Origin of the sequence: Bacillus sp. AFS023182 (genome assembly GCF_002560575.1) — a bacterium.
Lineage (GTDB): Bacteria > Bacillota > Bacilli > Bacillales > Bacillaceae_G > Bacillus_A > Bacillus_A arachidis.
In genome coordinates this window covers 127134-147884 of sequence record NZ_NTRO01000022.1, presented here as the reverse complement: position 1 = coordinate 147884, position 20751 = coordinate 127134, and the positions used below count along the sequence as shown (strand labels likewise).

Here is a 20751-nt window from a genome sequence, read left to right as displayed (position 1 = left end):
ACTTCCTTATTTTGCGTCATACCAAGTTGGACCGTAAGAGTAATCAACTTTTAGCGGAACTGCAAGTTCAATTGCATGCTCCATTACTTCAGGTACAAGCTTCTCTAACTTTTCTACTTCTTCTTTTGGCACTTCAAAAATTAATTCATCGTGTACTTGAAGAAGAAGACGCGCTTGTAAACCTTCTTCTTCTAGGCGGTCTGCCATAATAATCATCGCTTTTTTTATAATATCAGCTGCACTACCTTGAATTGGAGTATTCATCGCAGTACGCTCAGCAAAGCCGCGTAAATTAAAATTGCGACTCGTAATTTCTGGAATATAACGACGGCGATTTAATAATGTAGAAACATACCCTTTTTGCTTTGCTTCTTGTACAATCTCATCCATATATTCTTTTACTCCAGGGAAACTCGCAAAATACTTTTCAATAAATTCCCCTGCCGCTTTTCGTGTAATTCCTAAGTTTTGCGAAAGTCCATAATCGCTAATACCATATACAATTCCAAAGTTAACAGCTTTTGCCTGACGTCTCATATTCGATGTTACTTCATCTTTTCCAACGCCAAATACGTCCATTGCTGTTTTCGTATGAATATCCATATCATGCTGGAACGCTTCCACTAACCCTTTGTCGTTTGCAATATGCGCCAAGACACGCAGTTCAATTTGTGAATAATCGGCTGCATACATAACCCATCCTTCTTTTGAAGGAATGAATGCTTGGCGAATCTTTCTTCCTTCCTCTAAGCGAATCGGGATATTTTGTAAATTTGGTTCTGTAGAGCTTAGTCGGCCCGTTTGCGTCAGTACTTGGTTAAAACGGGTATGAATTTTAGAAGAATCTTCATGAACTACCTTTAATAATCCTTCAATGTAGGTAGAATTCAATTTCCCTAATTGACGATAATGTAAGATATTAGGGATAATTTCATGATGCCCCATTAATTTGTCCAATACATCAGCCGATGTAGAATATCCTGTTTTTGTCTTTTTAATAACCGGTAAATTTAAGTTTTCAAATAAAACTACGCCGAGCTGCTTCGGTGAGTTAATGTTAAACTCTGTTCCAGCAAGCTCATAAATTTCTCGTTCCATTTCCTTAAGCCTTCCAGCAAGCTCAACTCCCATATTACGTAAGCGCTCTGTATCAACCTTGACGCCTTTTACTTCCATTTCAGCTAACACACGGGCAAGCGGCATTTCTAGCTCCGTAAACAGTTCATATTGTTCATTGTTCTGTAGTTCTTCTACAAATGTTTTGTGCACATCGTATAGTACATGTACTTTTCGAGCTACGTGTTCTGCCACTACCTCTTGCTCAGGAACCGTACGTTTTGCACCTTTTCCATATACCTCTTCATCAGATTGAACAGCATGTGTTTCTTTCATTTTCGCTACGGCACGGAAATCTTTATCTGTATCAGCTGGATCAAGTAAATAAGCGGCAATTAGCAAGTCAAAATCGACCCCTCTAATTTCTACACCTTTCCACTTAAGTGCAACAATGGCACGTTTCGCATCAAACGTATACTTTTTCATTTCATCATCTGCAAGCCACTTCATAAAAGCTTCAGATTTGAGCGCAATATCACTCGGAATGAAATAGCAACCATTTTCATTTTGAATACCAAACCCTTGAATGTCGGCTCTATGGTAATTATCTTCTTGTACTTCCACAATAATCGCACTATCTTGCTGTAGCATCTCTTCTGTTACTTCTTCTACAATATCAAACAAAATATCATCTAATTCAGCTGGCGCCGTTTCTTCAGAAGACGCACCAAGCTTATTTAATAAGGAAGTAAAGCCTAAATTCTCGAACATCGGAATGACGTCACTCGCTTCATATCCTTTATATTCGATATCATCCACATGTACTGTAATCGGAGCATCCGTAATAATCGTCGCAAGTTCTTTACTCATGAGCGCTTGCTCTTTATTTGCTTCTAATTTTTCTTTTAGTTTCTTTCCGCTTACTTTGTCTATGTTCTCATATACGGCTTCTACTGTTTCAAATTGCGTTAACAATTTAATTGCCGTCTTCTCACCAACACCTGGCACACCTGGAATATTATCAGATTGATCTCCCATGAGACCCTTCATATCGATAATTTGCTGTGGTGATAAACTATATTTTTCAAATAAAGCTTCTTTCGTATATTCATCTACTTCTGTAATTCCTTTACGCGGAATACATACAAGCGTGTTATCAGAAACAAGCTGCAGTAAATCTTTATCTCCAGAAATAACTTTTACGTGGGCACCTTGTTCACTCGCTTCTTTTGCCAGTGTACCCATAATGTCATCTGCTTCATAGTTCTCTAACTCATAACGTGGCACATGAAACGCGTCTAGTAGCTCACGAATAAATGGGAATTGCTCTGACAATTCAGGCGGCGTTTTTTGACGCCCTCCTTTATATTCACTAAATGTTTTGTGGCGAAATGTTGTTTTCCCCGCATCAAACGCAACAAGCATATGCGTTGGTTTTTCCTCTTCTAATATTCTCATTAACATCATCGTAAAACCATAAATTGCGTTCGTATGTATACCTTTGTCATTATTTAAAAGCGGCAGTGCAAAGAAAGCACGATACGCGATATTATTTCCATCGACTAATACAACCTTTTTTTCCAAATCGAAAACCTCCTCATACAAATTTTCAACGAGTTTTTATATAGAAAAAACCGTCTTTTCCTTCTCTCTATATTAACACGACTAACAGAGAGAAGAAAAACAACGGTTCTTCCTACTACATATATTTAATATACAATGGAGATGTTTTCACAATATCTCATGAATGAAATCTCCGTATCCTATTCGTATAACACTTTGACAAAAGTTACATAAAGCAATTTCACAAAAAGGGAAGTGACGAGAATAGAGCACCTATTCTCGTCCAAAATTACTCCTTGGATGAAGGGGTTTTCATCTATTATATTAACAGGACTTTATTAATGTTTAATGAAGCTATTGTTAATATAATGTAAATGTCCATCATCTAAGGGAATGTGAAACTCATTTCCCTAAAGCGACTTTTTGCAAGGTTACTGTAAATGTTGTTCCTTCTCCTACTTCACTCTCTACAGTAACTGTCCCATGATGCGCTTCTACTAAATGTTTTACAATCGATAATCCAAGCCCTGTCCCGCCTGTGTTTCGACTTCTTGCTTTATCTACCCGATAAAAACGTTCAAAAATACGTGGAATTTCCTCTTTACTAATCCCAATTCCTGTATCAGACACTTTGATATATACACTATGATCATCTTCAAACAACTTAACAGATACAGTACCTCCAGAAGGTGTATACAGAATTGCATTGTTAATTAAATTGATAAAGATTTGCTTCAACCGACTAGAATCCCCAATAACAAAAACTGACTTGTTAATGTCCACTTGTAAAATAATATCTTTATCTTGTGACTTTTTATCTAGTACCATTTGAATTTCTTCCAGTAATCCTTTTATATCAACGGTACCCATATTTAGCTTAAAGCCTTGTTGTTCAATCTTTGATAGATCCAACAAGTCTTCGATTAAGCCTTGCATACGTTCGCTTTCCTTTAAAATAATGTGTAAAAAATGCTCACAAAACTGTTGATTTTCCATCGCTCCATCAAGTAGTGTTTCAGAAAATCCTTTAATAGAAGTAATTGGCGTTTTTAGTTCATGGGAAACATTCGCTAAAAAGTCTTTTCGCATTTGCTCTAGTTTCTTTAGTTCTGTTATATCGTGGAATACAAGAACAATCCCTTTCCACTCATGATTCGTCCCGATAATCGGCGCGCCATATACTTCAAAATGTTTTCTTTCAATACTAAGTGGCAGCAGCATTTGCTTCCGCACTTTTACTTCTGTCATAAAAATTTCTTCCACAAGTTCAATGATTTCTGCATGAAGAAACGCTTCATAGTATAAGCGATCTAAATATTCTTCATCCGTTACATGAAAAATCTCTTTATACGAGCGGTTCACAAGACTTATATAGCCGCGGCTATCAATTAAAATCATACCGCTTCCCATATTTTCAATCAGTGTATGTAAACGATCTTGTTGCATTTCTTGCTCTAACGTCATTTCTTGTAAATTACGCGCTAAAATATTAATTGCCTTACTTAACATCCCAGTTTCATCTGAATGACTTTCATAAGCACGTGCCTTATAATTCCCCTTCGCTAATTCAATCGCTACTTTCGTAACAGACTCTATCGGACGAATATATTGACCTGTAATTTTCACACCAAGAAAAACAACAACAAGACAAGCAATCACAAATCCTATAATTAATAATCCCCACGTTTTTTGGTGAACATCTTGCAAAGGAGCTATTGTACTCTTTATAATGATATACCCTTGTTTCCCCTCTGTATCTTGAACAAACACTGCATGATAAAATACATTGTTATCACTTGTTTCCTTCGTAATCACTCTATTTTTTTGTTTTGCTGTTTCAGAGGAAAGTTCCTCAATTGTTGCTTGACTAAATACAGATTCTTTGCTGTTACTATATTTGACCTTCTTCTCTTCATCAACAAATATAATTGAAACAGGAACTTGCTCTTCAAATTGCTCAAATATGTTTGGCTTTTTTAAAACGCGATCAATGCCTTCTACCTCTACCAATGAAGCAACATATCTTGTCTCTTTTACTGTTCTTTCTTTCGCGTGATCAATATAGTAGTTCTCAAACACCGTTTCGAGCAGTACCCCTAGTCCAACTAAAATAAGAATAATCAGAGAAACAAATGTAAAGAGAAGCCTCGAGCGGAATTTATTCATCCCCCTTTGGCTCCTCTAATTTATAACCTAATCCACGAATTGTTTTAATGTATGCTGGCTTTTTCGTATTCTTTTCAATTTTATCTCGTAAATGACTAATATGAACATCGACGATTCTTGTATCTCCAGCAAAATCATAGTTCCATACAGCACTTAGTAACTGATCACGTGTTAACACACGGCCCTTATTTTTTGCTAAATATACAAGTAGCTCAAATTCTTTCGGCGTTAGCTCTAGCTTTTCCCCCTGGAAATACGCCTCGTAAAACTCAGGTAAAATTTTTAAATCAGTAATCATAATGCTATTTTCATCCTGCACTTCTGGAACTTGTTCTTCTTGCAATTTCGTACGACGTAAAATTGCCTTCACACGAGCAACAACTTCCCTCGGACTAAACGGCTTTGTCATATAATCATCTGCCCCAAGCTCAAGACCTAACACCTTATCAAATTCATCATCTTTCGCTGTTAACATTAAAATAGGTGTCATAATACGCTGTAAACGTAATTCTTTACACACTTCCATACCATCCATTTTCGGAAGCATTAAATCTAATATGATCAGGTCTGGACGTTCAGTTGTCGCTTTATGCAGTGCCACTTCGCCATCCATTGCTGTTATGACTTCAAATCCTGCTTGCTGCAAATTAAATTCAATTAAAGTTAAAATAAACTCCTCATCATCAACAACTAAAATTCTATTACTCATTCTCTTCCTCCAAGTTATAGACTTGAAACCTTCTTCATCCTAGTATTTCCCCGTTATTCTCATCATACTAGAAAACAATTCCCCTCTCAATAGAATTGTCTATTCACTAAGTTTGATTGTACTATAGTTATACAGGAAAATATATCTAATAGAAAGCGATGGTACATATTCATGTTTAAAGCAGCTGTTATTTTCATTCTTGCCGGACTAGCTGAAATTGGTGGTGGATACCTCATCTGGAAATGGATAAGAGAAGGCGGTTCCATTTGGTTTGGCCTAATTGGCGGGATCATTTTATGCTTATACGGCGTAATTGCAACATTCCAAGTATTTTCTAGTTTCGGCCGTATATACGCAGCTTACGGCGGCGTGTTTATTGTAATGAGTTTACTATGGGGATGGATGATTGATAAGAAAACACCTGATTTGTTCGATTGGGCTGGTGCAGCGGTTTGCCTTATTGGTGTGTTTATTATTCTTTGGCCACGTGGTTAAAGACAGATACCCACTTGACTTCTCTCTCCTTAAAATGTAACAATTAACATTATTAAATTCGGACATAAAGATTCATAAATTAAGAGGGGAATTCAAAATGAATCGCAAAAAATGGGTACTACTTGGCTTCACTTTATTATTTGTAGTTGGTTTTACTGTCTGCTTTTCAAACTGGGGAACATTACAAACTAGCATCGTTGATTTCTCAGAAGGGTTTGTAGAAGGTTTTTTCAGTTAAGTTATACTTAAAATCGTACTAATCTATCATATGATAGATTAGTACGATTTTTTATTACACACGAACTCATTATTAAAAATTATCTAATGCTTTTTCTAAAATAGAAGCCGATTTGTAAGGCGGTGCTACCGTTAATACACCCTTTACAACTACTTCTTCATTTTCATCATAAGCGAATACACGCATATCAATTGTATGTTCTTCCTCCGAAACCGCTACAACTTCAAAATGAATTTGCAATGTTTCATAATGATGAACTGGTTTCACAAAAGTTAGATCTTTCCTAACAACATGACTACCTGGACCTGGTAAATATTTTGTAACTGCCGTTGTAATTATACCCGTTAACATAATGCTTGGTACAATTGGCTTTTCATACGGAGTTTGGGATGCATAATCATGCTGGATATATAACGGATTGGAATCATTTGTTAATCCTAAATACAATAATAGATCTTTATCCTCAATTTTTTCAGTGATAGATAACTTTTCTCCTACTGTAATCTCATCCATTCGACGACCAATTTGAATTTTTTTCTTTAACATGTTACAATCCCCCTCCAAGTTTTATTTTATTATCCTACCAAAAGCAATATATTATCCGAAGCGCTACTATAATGAGGGCACTGTATATTATAAGTCTATGTTTCCATTGTAGGATACAATTAATGATAGCGTTTTCATGTTATTTTAAAAAAATAATACTCTAAATAGTAGAAAAAGATTCGGAGTCCGAATCTTTTTCTACCATATATTTTGTATTAAACAAGAACTTTCATAACGTTACGTACAGATTCTACTGAACGATCTAACGCTTCTTTTTCTTCTTCACGAAGTTCTAATTCGATAATTTTTTCAATTCCGTTACCACCTAGAATTACTGGTACACCTAGGTAAAGGTCACTATATCCATATTCACCTTCAAGGTATGCGATAGCCGGTAATACGCGGCGTTGATCTTTTAAGATCGCTTCAGTCATTTCAACTAAAGAAGCAGCTGGTGCGTAGTATGCACTACCGTTTCCTAGTAAACTTACAATTTCACCGCCGCCTTTACGCGTACGTTCTACGATTGCATCTAAGCGCTCTTTTGGAATTAATGTTTCTAACGGAATACCGCCTGCATAAGAATAACGTACAAGAGGTACCATATCATCACCGTGACCACCAAGAACGAATCCTGTAATGTCTTTAACAGAAAGATTTAATTCTTGTGCGATGAATGTACGAAAACGAGCTGTATCTAATACACCAGATTGACCGATAACGCGCTCTTTCGGGAATCCAGCTTCTTTAAATACAGAATATGTCATTGCGTCAACTGGATTTGTTAACACAACAATAATTGCGTTTGGTGAATGTTTTACGATATCTTGTGTAATACTTTTCATAATTTTAGAGTTTGTCGCTACTAAATCATCACGGCTCATACCTGGTTTACGTGCAATACCCGCTGTAATAACAACAACGTCAGAATCAGCAGTATCTGCGTAATCAGACGTGCCGATAATGTTAGCGTCAAAACCTTGTATAGGGCTTGCTTCTAACATATCTAACGCTTTCCCTTTTGTTGGATTTTCCAGTTGTGGAATGTCCACCAATACAACATCTGCAAGCTCTTTTTGTCCTAATAAGAATGCTGTTGTTGCTCCTGTAAATCCTGCACCGATGACTGATACTTTTTTGCGTTTGATTGTCATAATTTCTCCCTCACTTTAAATTATGCGTTTTTGATTACCGCTAAGTCCATATTATTAATAAGGGCATCAGCAAATTCAGAACATTTCACTTCAGTTGCACCATCCATAAGACGTGCGAAGTCATATGTTACCACTTTTGAAGCAATTGTTTTTTCTACTGAAGCAGTTACTAATTTCGCAGCTTCATTCCATCCTAAATGCTCTAATAATAATACTCCTGAAAGAAGGACAGAAGATGGATTTACTTTATCTAAACCTGCATATTTTGGAGCTGTACCATGTGTAGCTTCAAAAATAGCATGCCCAGTAACATAGTTAATGTTTGCACCAGGTGCAATACCAATGCCACCTACTTGTGCTGCAAGTGCATCAGAAATATAATCGCCATTTAAGTTCATTGTTGCAACAACATCGAACTCACGTGGACGTGTTAAAATTTGTTGTAAGAAGATATCTGCAATAGAATCTTTAACGATGATTTTGCCAGCTTCTTCAGCTGCTGCCATCGCTTTATTCGCTGCATCTTTACCATCTTTTTCAACAATGCGGTCATATTCAGCCCAAGTAAATACTTTATCACTGAATTCTTGTTCCGCTACTTCATAACCCCAGTTTTTGAAAGCACCTTCTGTAAATTTCATAATGTTTCCTTTATGAACTAATGTAACAGAAGAGCGTTTTTCGTTAATTGCATATTGAATCGCAGCACGAACAAGACGCTTTGTCCCTTCTTCTGAAATTGGTTTAATACCAATTCCTGATGTTTCTGGGAAGCGAATTTTATTTACACCCATTGTTTCTTTTAAGAACTCAAGCACTTTTTGCGCTTCTGGAGATCCTTGTGCATATTCAATACCAGCATAAATGTCTTCTGTATTTTCACGGAAAATTACCATATCAGTATCTTCCGGACGTTTTACAGGTGAAGGAACACCTTCAAAATAACGAACTGGACGTAAACATACGTATAAATCTAATTCTTGACGAAGTGCTACGTTTAGAGAACGGATACCACCACCAACAGGAGTTGTAAGTGGGCCTTTAATTGCAATCAAGTATTCACGGATCTCATTTAACGTCTCTTCTGGTAACCATTCACCTGTTTGGTTGAATGCTTTTTCCCCTGCAAGCACTTCTTTCCAAACGATTTTCTTCTCACCATCATAAGCTTTTTCAACAGCCGCTTCTAATACACGAGATGCTGCTGCCCAAATATCTGGTCCAATTCCATCTCCTTCAATAAAAGGAATAATTGGATTGTTCGGTACATTCATAACACCATTCGTTACAGTAATTTTTTCTCCTGTCGTCACTGTGATAACCCCCATGTTTGAAATTTCATATGTATGAAACTGAGGGAATAAAACCCTCAGTTCAAACCGTTAGTCAAATTAAAATATTCCAATCATTACATCTTTGCAAAAAAATCAGACTTTTGAAAGTGTATTTACACTATCAAAATAGTGTTTTTAAATTATCGTTGCGCTAATGGGATATAACGTTGATGCGTTGGTCCATTATAATCAGCACGCGGACGGATTAAACGGTTGTTTTCATATTGCTCTAAAATATGAGCTAACCAACCTGACATACGACTAATCGCAAAGATTGGTGTAAATAAATCATGATCAATTCCTAAACAATGGTAAACAGAAGCAGAATAGAAATCGACATTTGGTGGAAGACCTTTTTCTTTTGTGACAATGTCTTCGATTTTGATAGACATATTATACCATTTCTCTTCTCCTAAAAGCACGCATAATCTCTTAGACATTTCACGTAAATGTTTCGCACGTGGGTCACCATTTTCATATACGCGATGGCCAAATCCCATAATCTTAACTTTATTTTGAAGTGCGTTATGAATATAGGACTCTACATTTTCTTCTTCACCAATCTCTTTTAACATCTTCATTACATTTTCGTTCGCACCGCCATGAAGAGGTCCTTTTAAAGCACCAATTGCTGCTGTAATTCCAGAATATACATCTGAAAGCGTCGCAACACAAACACGTGCTGTAAATGTAGAAGCATTTAATTCATGATCCGCATGAAGCACAAGCGCCTTATCAAAAGCTTCGATTTCTACTTCATTTGGTTCGCGGTCATTTAACATATAGATAAAGTTTGCAGCTAATGATAGATCTTTTCGTGGCTCAACAACTTCTAAACCTTTACGAATTCTTGCATATGCTGCAACAAGAGTACCTACTTGAGCCTGTAATTTAACCGCTTTCAAATAATTGGACTTCTCATCCATTAATTCAGCACTCTCATCGTATAATGATAACATGGAAATCGCTGTTCGTAAAACTGACATCGGATGTGCAATCTTTAAATCTACTTGTTTTAAATATGATAAAATCTCACTTGGAACTTTAGAATATTCCGATAAAGATTCTTTTAACTCATTTAATTCCTCTTCATTAGGAAGTTTACGATGCCACAGTAAGTATACCACTTCTTCAAACGTAGCGTTTTCCGCTAAATCATCAATATTATACCCAACATACGTTAATGTATCGTCAATAATAGAACTCACGGATGATGTTGTTGCTACTACCCCTTCTAAACCTCGAATAACAGTCATTACACTCTCTCCTTTTTCTGAAAATTCTCCCAACCTTGCTCCCTTATATTTGTTTGCTTCCCCATATAAATTATGAACGCCCGTTCACTCTTTAGGCAAGCAAAATGCACGATCATGCAAATTTGCTGTGATGTTCCCATCTTGTAGTTCCATTGCTTGTTGTAAAGCATGAGCGTGAGTTTCTCCTCGAATCCTCACGCTTAGAACAACAGATGGTGAGGAAAACTAGTTTCGAAGAGTTTATGATAAAAACAACATAAAACAACATCAGTAAAAATTGTTTTATGTTGTTTTTATTTTATCTGGTGTAAGTCTTCGCTGCTATGTAACCTTTGAAAAGTTTTCTAATTACATTATAAACAATTATCTGACTTTTGTGAATGGAAAGAATTCAAAAAATTTATATTACAATAAAATTTTTCACTTAAACATTTGTATAATGTTCATCACCGCATACGCAATTCCCGCTCCAATTAATGGTCCTACAGCGACTCCATTAAACAACGCAACTGCTATAATTGTTCCAAATACGAGCGCAGTTGTAATATGAGGATCACTCGTTAATAACTGTACTCCTCCTTTTGCCAAGAGAGCGACCGCTATTCCTGACGCTAAAGCAATCCATGCGTAATAAGATTTAGCCGCTTCACTCAACTGCTTAAATCCGATTTCACCCGTAGCTATTGGAACAAGAACCGCAATCGTAATTACCGTTACACCAAGATTAATTCCTTTTGTTTGTAGATATGGTAGAATCTTATCTCCTAAAAACGTCCACTTTAATAAAAATAAAACACCAACTGCTACAGTGAGTGATTGATTTTTAGCAATAAGTCCAATAATAAGAAGTATGAATAAAAATAACGTGGATTGACTAATCATGATTACACTTCCTTTCTGAAAATAATGAACCTGTTTACAAAAAAAAATTCTGTTAAACACATCGTTATACATGCTATAAATGATAAATATTTATTAATCAATATAGATGATATATACAGACCTTCAACCCCTTAAATACGATGTTTACATTTACCAAGAAAGACAAGCACTCTCCTTTCTTTTCTTATAAGAAACAGGTAAAATAAAAAGTAGATTAAATGAGGCTCTTGTCAATCAGTATAGGGGATTTTTTACTGTCAATTAGCCCTCGCCGTCAGGCTTTTACGAGCAAATTGCTTTACACCGCCCGTAAATAGCGGGATAAATCCATCATTCCACTATAACATAAATACGATTTGGAATGGGAGGTAAACACCTTTGAATCGAAACTCACTGTATATGATATTGCGACTTATATTTGTCATTCTAGCAACAATAATTGGGTTTTATGCGCTTTTGTATGTTTCAGGTCTTATATACCCTTTTATCATCGCATTAGCTTTTGCTTACTTGATTAATCCAGTCGTAAATTTTCTCAATCAAAAATTACAATTTCCCCGTGCCTTAGCGGTACTCGTCAGCTTAGTTCTCGTGTTTGGCGCCTTAGTCGGACTCGTTACGTATCTTGTAACAGAAGCGATTTCCGCCACAACTTACTTACTACAAATCGTCACAGAGAAGTTTCCAGCAATTGTACAGTATGCACAGCAATTTGCACTCAATAATATTATGCCTTTATATGATGATTTAATTTCTAAATTTAATCATCTTGGTGAATCACAACAATATACCATTACACAAAACATTCAAAATCTAGGAACGGACGCAACAAAGCAGATGAAGGACTTGTTGACTGCTATTATAAGCGGATTAACAAACTTCATTAGTGCACTCCCAACAACTTTAACAGTTCTTGTCTTTATCTTATTAGCAACTTTCTTTATTAGTTTTGATTGGCATGCACTTGCTCATAAAGGAAAACGCTTGCTGCCAAATCGCCTACACGGATACGGAAAAACTATTTTTGTCGATTTACGAAAAGCACTATTTGGGTTTGTAAAGGCACAACTCACACTTGTGTCTATGACAACCGTCATCGTACTAATCGGATTATTAATTTTACGTGTACCGTATGCTATCACAATTGCAATCATTACAGGAATTGTAGACTTACTTCCTTATTTAGGAACAGGAGCAGTCTTTGTTCCTTGGGTTATCTATGTATTTTTCACAGGAGATACAGCCTTCGCAATCGGCCTACTTATTTTATATATTGTTGTCATTGTTCAAAGACAAATCATGGAACCAAAAGTGTTATCATCCAACATCGGACTCGATCCATTATCGACGCTTATTGCATTGTTCGTCGGATTTAAACTATATGGTTTTTTAGGATTAATCATCGGTCCAGTTACATTAGTACTATTAAACACATTGCACAAGGCCCATGTATTTCATGATTTATGGAAATTTATTAAAGGGTCACCATTAAAATAAAGTAAAACTTTAATCCGTGGGGTTTTCTTCATCAGCCCACCTTCTCTTCCTCGTTTCCCTCTGAACCTTGAGACGGGGTCTTACTACTCACAAATAGAACAAGGGAATTATCCATATGTTATGGGTAATTCCCTTGTTTTTGCATAAAAACACCCTTTTAAACACCGTTTTACATTTTTATTCTGTTTTACACATAATTATTATTGGTATTTCTTCCTTTTTCTACAAATGAATAATTATACATTTTGTAATTCGACAAAAAATAACACTTAGAACAAATCGCGTTCTAAGTGTTATTTTTGCACGATAACGGTTGTGTTCCTTCTTAATTTCCACTCTAACCATTTCATTACAACAGGCTTAAATAGCTTTCTTGTTAGTGGAAATATAAAAACAAACCCTATTATATCCGTTACATATCCAGGTACTAACAGAAGGACTCCACCTATAAAGACAAAGATCCCATCTAATACGGCATCACCTGGCATTTCCCCTCTATTCAATCTTGACTGAATTTCTCTTAGCACCATAAACCCTTGTTGTTTTGCTAAATAAGCACCAAGGGCAGCCGTAAACACAATCATAGCGAAAGTTGGCCACATGCCAATTAAATGACTAGAACCAATGAGCACTGTCACTTCAACTGTAGGAATTAAAATAAAAAGAAACAGAAGCCACTTCATACTCTCACACCTTTTCCTTCGTTATATTTAAAGCACAATACCCCTCATTTCATTCAAATAAAAACAAGGCACTGAGCTAATAAAATGCGCTCACAACGTCGAGATAGCCCTTAATTCCCTCCAAGAAGTACATTAGACTTTCCCTTACTAATCACAAAACAATTCCTTCTTACAAGGTTTTAAGACTTCAAACAACACCTATCTAAGGGGTAATCCTTTTCGACTAATGAAAGCCCCACTTTTTCAGAATGATTTTTATCTTTAAATTGTAAAAAAAAAGAGAAGGACTCCTATCCTTCTCTCCATATTACTTCTTATAGCACTTCCGCATGTCCATTATAAACAATTCCGCGCGCTGCATCAACTGTTACTTCTTGGCCATTTTTTAGAGTTGCTGTTACACCATTTACACCAACGATAACTGGAATGCCGATTGATACACCTACAACAGCTGCATGGCTTGTTAAGCCGCCTTCTTCTACAACTAGAGCTGCCGCTTTTTCAATTGCAGGAATCATATCTTTATCCGTACTTGTTGTAACAAGGATGTCACCTTCTGTTACGTTCGCTACAGCTTCTGCAGCTGTTTTCGCTACAACTACTTTACCTTTTGCTGCTTTACGACCAATCCCTTGTCCCTTAGCGATCTCTTCGCCAACAACATGGATTTTCATTAAGTTTGTTGTACCAGTTTCAGCAACTGGAACACCAGCAGTAATTACAACAGTATCTCCAAGTTCGATTAGACCTGCATCCATAACCGTTTGAATCGCAGTATCTAACATTTCATCAGTAGATGCTGCACGTTTTCCAGCCATAAATGCTTGCACACCCCAAACAAGTGCAAGACGACGACCCACTTGCTCGTCAGATGTTACAGCTACGATTGGAGATTTCGGACGATATTTAGAGATCATTTTTGCAGTGTATCCACTTTCTGTTGGAGCTACAATTGCAGCTACATCAAGAGCAAGCGCTGTATGTGCAACAGATTGACTAATCGCATCTGTAATTGTTGGAGTGAACTCTTTAATACGTTTTTTGAACATATCTTCATATTGCAATGATTTTTCAACACGTACTGCGATGTTCGCCATCATTGTTACTGCTTCTACTGGATATTGACCCGCTGCAGTTTCACCAGAAAGCATGATTGCATCTGTACCGTCGAAGATTGCGTTCGCTACGTCACTCGCTTCCGCACGAGTTGGACGTGGGTTACGTTGCATAGAATCTAACATTTGTGTTGCTGTAATAACCGGTTTACCTAATACGTTACATTTTTTGATTAGACGCTTTTGTACTAATGGTACTTCTTCTGGCGGAATTTCCACACCCATATCACCACGAGCTACCATTAAACCGTCAGAAACTTCTAAGATTGAATCGATGTTATCGATACCTTCTTGGTTCTCAATTTTTGGTACGATTTGGATGAACCCTGCATTATGTGCTTCTAATAATTCACGGATTTCTAATACGTCAGCTGCTTTACGTACGAAAGATGCTGCAATGAAATCAACTTTTTGCTCGATACCAAATATGATATCTTGTACGTCTTTTTCAGTGATACCAGGAAGCTTAATGCTTACGTTTGGTACGTTAACACCTTTTTTATTTTTTACAGTTCCGCTGTTTAATACTTTTGTACGGATGTTTCCGGCAGCTTTCTCGATCACTTCTAGTTCGATAAGACCGTCATCAATTAGAATGCGAGAACCTGGGTCTACATCATCATAAAGACCAGCATAAGATACAGAGAACTTCTCTGCAGTTCCTAATACTTGCTCTGTAGAGATAACTACTTCTGCACCTGTTACTAGTTCAGCTTGTCCGTCTACGAAATCATGTGTACGGATTTCTGGACCTTTTGTATCAAGTAAGATTGCAACTGTTTTACCAGTTTTCTTTGAAGCTTCGCGAATGTTTTTAATACGCGCTCCATGCTCTTCATGGCTACCATGAGAGAAGTTTAAACGAGCAACGTTCATACCCGCTCCGATTAATTGCTCTAATTTTTCAATACTTTCACTAGCAGGACCTATAGTACATACAATTTTTGTTTTACGCATATTGCACCTCCGAAAATTATGAAACCGTTCCCAAGTATTTGACATTACGCCGATTAGATAGATAATTCTTTTGATAACTGATACATATCTTTATCAATCGTATGTTTTTGAGCTAACGCTTCGATAATGTCATGATCAACAAGTTGGTTATTTTGAATACCTACGCAACGTCCACCTTTGTTTTCAATCAACAGTTCAACTGCTCTCGCGCCAAGACGGCTTGCTAAAACACGGTCTTGTGCACTTGGTGATCCACCACGTTGTACGTGACCTAATACAGTTACACGAGTATCAAAGTTTGTTTCTTCTTCGATTTGCTTACCGATGTCAATTGCACTTCCAACACCTTCAGCTACCACGATAATACTATGTTTCTTTCCACGTTCACTACCACGTTTTAAACGAGCAATTACATCCTGCATGTCATACTCTTCTTCTGGAATTAAGATTGTTTCTGCACCATCAGCTAAACCAGCCCATAATGCGATATCTCCAGCATGACGCCCCATTACTTCAATAACATATGTACGTTCATGAGATGTAGCTGTATCACGAATTTTATCGATCGCATCAATAACAGTGTTTAACGCTGTATCGAAACCGATTGTGAAATCTGTTCCAGGAATATCATTATCGATTGTACCTGGTACGCCGACACATGGGAATCCTTGCTCTGTTAATTTTTTAGCACCTTGGTAAGAACCGTCTCCACCAATAACAACAAGTCCTTCAATACCAAACTTCTTTAATTGCTCGATTCCTTTTAGTCGTACTTCTGGGTCTTTAAACTCAGGACATCTCGCTGTATATAATTTTGTACCACCGCGGTGGATAATATCGCCTACAGAACCAAGTTCTAATTTTTCAATATGACCAGAAATTAATCCAGCGTATCCATGGTAAATACCATATACTTCTATATCATGGAAAATCGCTTTACGAACAACTGCACGAATGGCAGCATTCATACCAGGTGAATCTCCACCACTTGTTAATACACCAATACGTTTCATTTGTACTCACCTCATAAAGATTATTTGCCTTATAATAAAATAACATGAAGAAATATAAAAATACAATGGAGAAGATGTGTCTTTTCACAATAAAAACGTGCATTCGCGAAGTGGAACGCACGCTTTTCTTATTTTATCCAAATGGAAGCGTTTGAAAACGAAACTTGCCCAATTTTCATATATTTTTCATAACGTTTTTCGACTAATTCCTCTTTCGAGATACCGTTTAATTGCTGGAATGTTTTTCTGAGCATTAGGTCGATGTTTTCTGATTGTTTTAAAATGTTACGATGCGCACCGCCACGCGCTTCTGGAATAATTTCGTCAATTACACCTAATTCTTTCAAATCCGCTGCCGTAATTCTCATCGCTTCAGCAGCTTCCCTCGCTTTTCCTGCATCTTTCCAAAGAATCGCTGCCGCTCCCTCTGGTGTAATAACAGAATAAGTGGAATTTTCTAGCATATGAATGTAATCCCCTACTCCAAGACCTAGTGCACCACCGCTGCCACCTTCACCAATAACGATACAAATAACTGGTACAGTAAGCCCTGCCATTTCAAATAAATTACGGGCAATCGCTTCACTTTGACCACGTTCTTCAGCAGCTTTACCAGGATACGCACCTTTCGTATCAATAAAGCAAATAATCGGGCGATTAAATTTCTCAGCTTGCTTCATTAAACGTAGCGCCTTTCGATATCCTTCTGGATGAGGCATTCCAAAATTACGACGAATATTTTCTTTCGTATCTTTCCCGCGCTGGTGCCCAATTACCGTTACAGGCATCCCATCATATTTCGCAATGCCGCCGACAATCGCTGCATCATCGCCATATAGACGATCTCCATGACATTCAAAAAAATCAGTAAATAAGTGCTCAATATAATCGAGCGTTGTCGGTCGTTCTGCATGACGAGCAATTTGAACGCGATCCCATACTTTCATATTGCCGTATATTTCTTCCTCTAGATTTTCTAGCTTCCCTTCCAAAATACGAATCTCCTCACTGAAGTCCATCTGGCTGTTGTTCGTATAGTCTTTTAGTTCACGAATCTTATTTCTTAGCTCAACAACTGGTTTTTCAAATTCTAACTCTGCCATACAGCCGTTTCCCCTCCTTGATGAACTTCTAAAATCTTACGGAGCGATTCTCTCATATCATTGCGATGCACAACCGCATCCAATTGACCGTGCTCTAATAAAAATTCTGCCGTTTGAAAGTCTTCTGGCAGTTTCTCACGCACCGTTTGTTCAATTACACGTCTACCAGCAAAGCCGATAAGTGCACCTGGCTCTGCAAGATTATAATCACCAAGTGAAGCAAAACTTGCCGAAACACCGCCTGTTGTCGGATGAGTCATAACAGAAATAAATAATCCTCCAGCATTGCTATGTTTTTTCAAAGCTACGCTCGTTTTTGCCATTTGCATTAAACTTAAAATACCTTCTTGCATGCGCGCGCCGCCCGATGCAGTAAAGATAATAAATGGAACTTGTAACTCGTATGCTTTTTCAACTGCACGTGCAATTTTTTCGCCTACAACAGAGCCCATGCTGCCCATTCGAAAACGAGAATCCATTACTGCAATCACAACAAGCATTTCATCAATTGTTCCTTCACCTGTCACAACCGCTTCGTTTAATTCTGTTTTCTTGCGATCACTCTCTAGCTTCTCTTCATAATTTGGGAACCCAAGTGGATTTACCGAAACCATCTCTTTGTCGTACTCACGAAATGAACCTTCGTCCAATACACTGTCAAGGCGCTCCCACGCATTCATCGGATGATGATAACCACAGTTCACACATACTTTTAAATTTTTCAGAAGCTCTTTTGTATACATGATTTTCTTACATTTCGGACATTTTGTCATAACACCGTCCGGCACATCTCTTCGTACTTGTTCTGAAGGAATTGCAGCATACTTTTTCTTTTTTACGAATAAATCTCTTAGCACAATTTGACCCCCTTTGTTGAGAGCTAAGGTTAGGGTAAGAAGAAAACTGGGCTAACACCAAAATTCGATGTTAGCCTTGTCTTCTCAATCTGTCTAATAGAGGATGTTCAAAAAGTCCGGTAAAGATCGCTCCTTTTTGAACACGCACTCATAACCTCTCTCTTTACGTTTAACTTTAACCGCTATGCGATAGATTGTTTGTCATAACGTGTCATGGTCATTTCGACAAATTTTATACATTACGAGTGAAACTGCATGTTTCCCATTAATTCATCATATATTTTTAGCGCCTCTTCTTCTTTTTTCTCGTATAGCGCTTCATAAAGCTTTCTATAAGTTTCTATAGATTCTAATGAAATTTCATAAGAAAGAGTCGCAACGTAATCATTTACAATTCTCCAAACACGATACAGTAAATAATTGTCCACTTGTTCAATAAGTGTTTTAAAAAACGTTTGATGGAACTCCTGGATTGAACTTTCGTCCTTTTTAAGAACTTGTCGCAACATACCTAATACATTAGAAAACGTTTCTTTCGGTAAATCACATACGATTCGAAGAATATCTTTTTCAAGTAATCGTTTCATCTGTAACAAATCACGAATTGTTTTCTCATCTTGTAATAAAAATGGTGCGATTAGTTGAACAAGACCGTTATCATAAAAGTTTCGAATAAACGTCCCTTCTCCGCGTCTTGTTTCAATTAATCCTACGAGTTCTAAAGCTCGCAATGCTTCCCGTACAGATGAACGCCCGGCATTTAAACGTGCACTTAACTCACGCTCAGATGGTAATCGATCACCTGCTACTAAACCATCCTCTTCCATAATGGAACGGATTTTCTTTACAATTTCGAGATATACTTTTGTATTTGATGATGTCAATGGAAATTCCTCGCTTACTCTTTACCAATCAGCGCTAATTTTTTTGTTTTCTCAGCAACTTCATTTGGATCTACTTGACGGCGAGCTACTCCTGTCTCCATCGCCGCTTTCGCAACGTAAGCCGCTACCTGAGGCGCTACACGCGCGTCAAACGGTGCCGGAATGATATAATCCGCATTTAACTCATCTGCCGTTACAAGCTCTGCAATGGCTTGTACAGCTGCCATTTTCATTTCTTCATTAATTTGCGTAGCATGTACATCAAGTGCACCACGGAAAATACCAGGGAATGCTAGTACATTATTTACTTGGTTCGGGAAGTCAGAGCGACCAGTCCCAACAACAGCTGCGCCTGCTGCTTTTGCAATTTCCGGCATAATTTCTGGAACCGGATTTGCCATTGCAAAAATAATTGCATCGTCATTCATTGTACGAACCATTTCCTCAGTTAACGCACCCGCTACAGATACACCGATAAATACATCCGCACCTTGCAGGACATCTGCTAATGAACCTTCTACACGATTTTTATTTGTATATTTTGCAACTTCATCTTTCACTGGGTTCATCCCAACAGAGCGACCTTCATAAATTGCGCCTTTTCGGTCACACATAATAATGTCGCGTACACCATAGCGATATAAAAGTTTAATGATTGCAATCCCTGCTGCACCTGCACCATTTGCTACAACTTTAATGTCAGACATTTTCTTTCCAACTAGCTTAAGTGCATTTACAAGACCCGCTACTGTTACGATAGCTGTACCGTGTTGATCATCATGGAATACAGGAATATTTGTTTCTTTTTTCAGACGTTCTTCAATGATAAAGCAGTTTGGTGCTGCAATATCCTCTAAGTTTACACCGCCAAATGTTGGCTCCATTAATTTTACAGTTTCAATAATCTTATCTACATCGTTTGTATTTAAAGCAATTGGGAATGCATCTACGCCAGCAAAACTCTTGAATAATACTGCTTTACCTTCCATTACTGGAAGAGATGCTTCTGGTCCGATATTACCAAGGCCAAGTACAGCTGTTCCATCCGTCACAACTGCTACCATGTTTCCCTTCATCGTATATTCATATACCTTACTTTTATCGTCATAAATTTCTTTACAAGGTTCTGCAACCCCTGGAGAATACGCAAGACTTAAATCTTTAGCATTTTCTACTTTTACTTTTGATACAGTTTCTAATTTTCCTTGATGCACTTTATGCATGTGAAGTGCTTCTTCACGAA

General features: G+C 37.3%; 18 protein-coding genes. 3 read left to right on the top strand and 15 right to left on the bottom strand.

Translation table 11 applies throughout. From position 1 onward, the window contains the following. Window positions 1-6: 6 nt before the first annotated feature. The 3 genes from polA to CN288_RS11795 form a co-directional block, all read right to left on the bottom strand. Window positions 7-2640 (bottom strand): DNA polymerase I, encoded by a 2634-nt coding sequence (gene polA, locus CN288_RS11805; protein ID WP_098302309.1) that lies wholly within the window; start codon window positions 2638-2640, stop codon window positions 7-9. Window positions 2641-3021: 381 nt separating this feature from the next. Then, the gene (gene pnpS / locus CN288_RS11800) at window positions 3022-4785 is read right to left on the bottom strand and encodes a two-component system histidine kinase PnpS (RefSeq protein WP_026593627.1); all 1764 of its coding nucleotides are present in this window, start codon (window positions 4783-4785) and stop codon (window positions 3022-3024) included. Beyond that, entirely contained in the window at window positions 4778-5494 is a 717-nt protein-coding gene (locus CN288_RS11795; RefSeq protein WP_026593628.1) for a response regulator transcription factor, read from the bottom strand. The genes pnpS and CN288_RS11795 overlap by 8 nt, the downstream gene beginning before the upstream one ends. Before the next feature lie 171 nt (window positions 5495-5665). Here CN288_RS11795 and CN288_RS11790 point away from each other — a divergent pair, with 171 nt between their 5' ends. Both CN288_RS11790 and CN288_RS28745 read left to right on the top strand, forming a co-directional pair. Further along, window positions 5666-5989: a YnfA family protein gene (locus CN288_RS11790; RefSeq protein WP_090687844.1), complete on the top strand. Its 324-nt coding sequence runs from the start codon at window positions 5666-5668 to the stop codon at window positions 5987-5989. A gap of 97 nt (window positions 5990-6086) precedes the next feature. Continuing rightward, window positions 6087-6227: a hypothetical protein gene (locus CN288_RS28745; protein ID WP_176527664.1), complete on the top strand. Its 141-nt coding sequence runs from the start codon at window positions 6087-6089 to the stop codon at window positions 6225-6227. Between the two features lie 72 nt (window positions 6228-6299). On the opposite strand, the gene CN288_RS11785 is transcribed toward CN288_RS28745, so the two are convergent. The 5 genes from CN288_RS11785 to CN288_RS11765 all read right to left on the bottom strand — a co-directional run bounded on the left by CN288_RS11785 (window position 6300) and on the right by CN288_RS11765 (window position 11399). Beyond that, complete coding sequence (locus CN288_RS11785) at window positions 6300-6773, bottom strand: MaoC/PaaZ C-terminal domain-containing protein (RefSeq protein WP_098302308.1); 474 nt, start codon at window positions 6771-6773, stop codon at window positions 6300-6302. Between the two features lie 215 nt (window positions 6774-6988). Beyond that, window positions 6989-7927, bottom strand: a complete 939-nt coding sequence (gene mdh, locus CN288_RS11780) for a malate dehydrogenase (RefSeq protein WP_026593631.1) — start codon at window positions 7925-7927, stop codon at window positions 6989-6991. A gap of 20 nt (window positions 7928-7947) precedes the next feature. Further along, window positions 7948-9240, bottom strand: coding sequence for an NADP-dependent isocitrate dehydrogenase (gene icd / locus CN288_RS11775; protein WP_026593632.1), 1293 nt, complete (start codon window positions 9238-9240; stop codon window positions 7948-7950). A gap of 161 nt (window positions 9241-9401) precedes the next feature. Then, the gene (gene citZ / locus CN288_RS11770) at window positions 9402-10550 is read right to left on the bottom strand and encodes a citrate synthase (RefSeq protein WP_026593633.1); all 1149 of its coding nucleotides are present in this window, start codon (window positions 10548-10550) and stop codon (window positions 9402-9404) included. A gap of 387 nt (window positions 10551-10937) precedes the next feature. Further along, on the bottom strand, window positions 10938-11399 hold the full coding sequence (locus CN288_RS11765) for a DUF441 domain-containing protein (RefSeq protein WP_026593634.1): 462 nt from the start codon (window positions 11397-11399) through the stop codon (window positions 10938-10940). A 378-nt stretch (window positions 11400-11777) separates the two neighbouring features. Between CN288_RS11765 and ytvI the strand changes: the two genes are divergently transcribed. Next, window positions 11778-12896: a sporulation integral membrane protein YtvI gene (ytvI, locus tag CN288_RS11760; RefSeq protein WP_026593635.1), complete on the top strand. Its 1119-nt coding sequence runs from the start codon at window positions 11778-11780 to the stop codon at window positions 12894-12896. Window positions 12897-13189: 293 nt separating this feature from the next. Here the strand turns inward: ytvI and CN288_RS11755 are convergent, their stop codons facing one another. The 7 genes from CN288_RS11755 to CN288_RS11725 all read right to left on the bottom strand — a co-directional run bounded on the left by CN288_RS11755 (window position 13190) and on the right by CN288_RS11725 (window position 20731). Further along, the gene (locus tag CN288_RS11755; protein WP_026593636.1) at window positions 13190-13579 is read right to left on the bottom strand and encodes an FxsA family protein; all 390 of its coding nucleotides are present in this window, start codon (window positions 13577-13579) and stop codon (window positions 13190-13192) included. Between the two features lie 314 nt (window positions 13580-13893). Then, complete coding sequence (gene pyk, locus CN288_RS11750) at window positions 13894-15651, bottom strand: pyruvate kinase (RefSeq protein ID WP_026593637.1); 1758 nt, start codon at window positions 15649-15651, stop codon at window positions 13894-13896. 53 nt (window positions 15652-15704) lie between these two features. Further along, window positions 15705-16664, bottom strand: coding sequence for a 6-phosphofructokinase (gene pfkA / locus CN288_RS11745; protein WP_026593638.1), 960 nt, complete (start codon window positions 16662-16664; stop codon window positions 15705-15707). Window positions 16665-16792: 128 nt separating this feature from the next. Continuing rightward, window positions 16793-17767 (bottom strand): acetyl-CoA carboxylase carboxyl transferase subunit alpha, encoded by a 975-nt coding sequence (accA, locus tag CN288_RS11740; protein WP_026593639.1) that lies wholly within the window; start codon window positions 17765-17767, stop codon window positions 16793-16795. Further along, the gene (gene accD, locus CN288_RS11735) at window positions 17755-18624 is read right to left on the bottom strand and encodes an acetyl-CoA carboxylase, carboxyltransferase subunit beta (protein ID WP_026593640.1); all 870 of its coding nucleotides are present in this window, start codon (window positions 18622-18624) and stop codon (window positions 17755-17757) included. Before accD ends, accA begins: the two co-directional genes overlap by 13 nt. A 239-nt stretch (window positions 18625-18863) precedes the next feature. After that, window positions 18864-19508 (bottom strand): FadR/GntR family transcriptional regulator, encoded by a 645-nt coding sequence (locus tag CN288_RS11730; protein ID WP_026593641.1) that lies wholly within the window; start codon window positions 19506-19508, stop codon window positions 18864-18866. A 14-nt stretch (window positions 19509-19522) separates the two neighbouring features. Beyond that, entirely contained in the window at window positions 19523-20731 is a 1209-nt protein-coding gene (locus CN288_RS11725) for an NAD(P)-dependent malic enzyme (protein WP_176527668.1), read from the bottom strand. Between the last annotated feature and the right edge of the window lie 20 nt (window positions 20732-20751).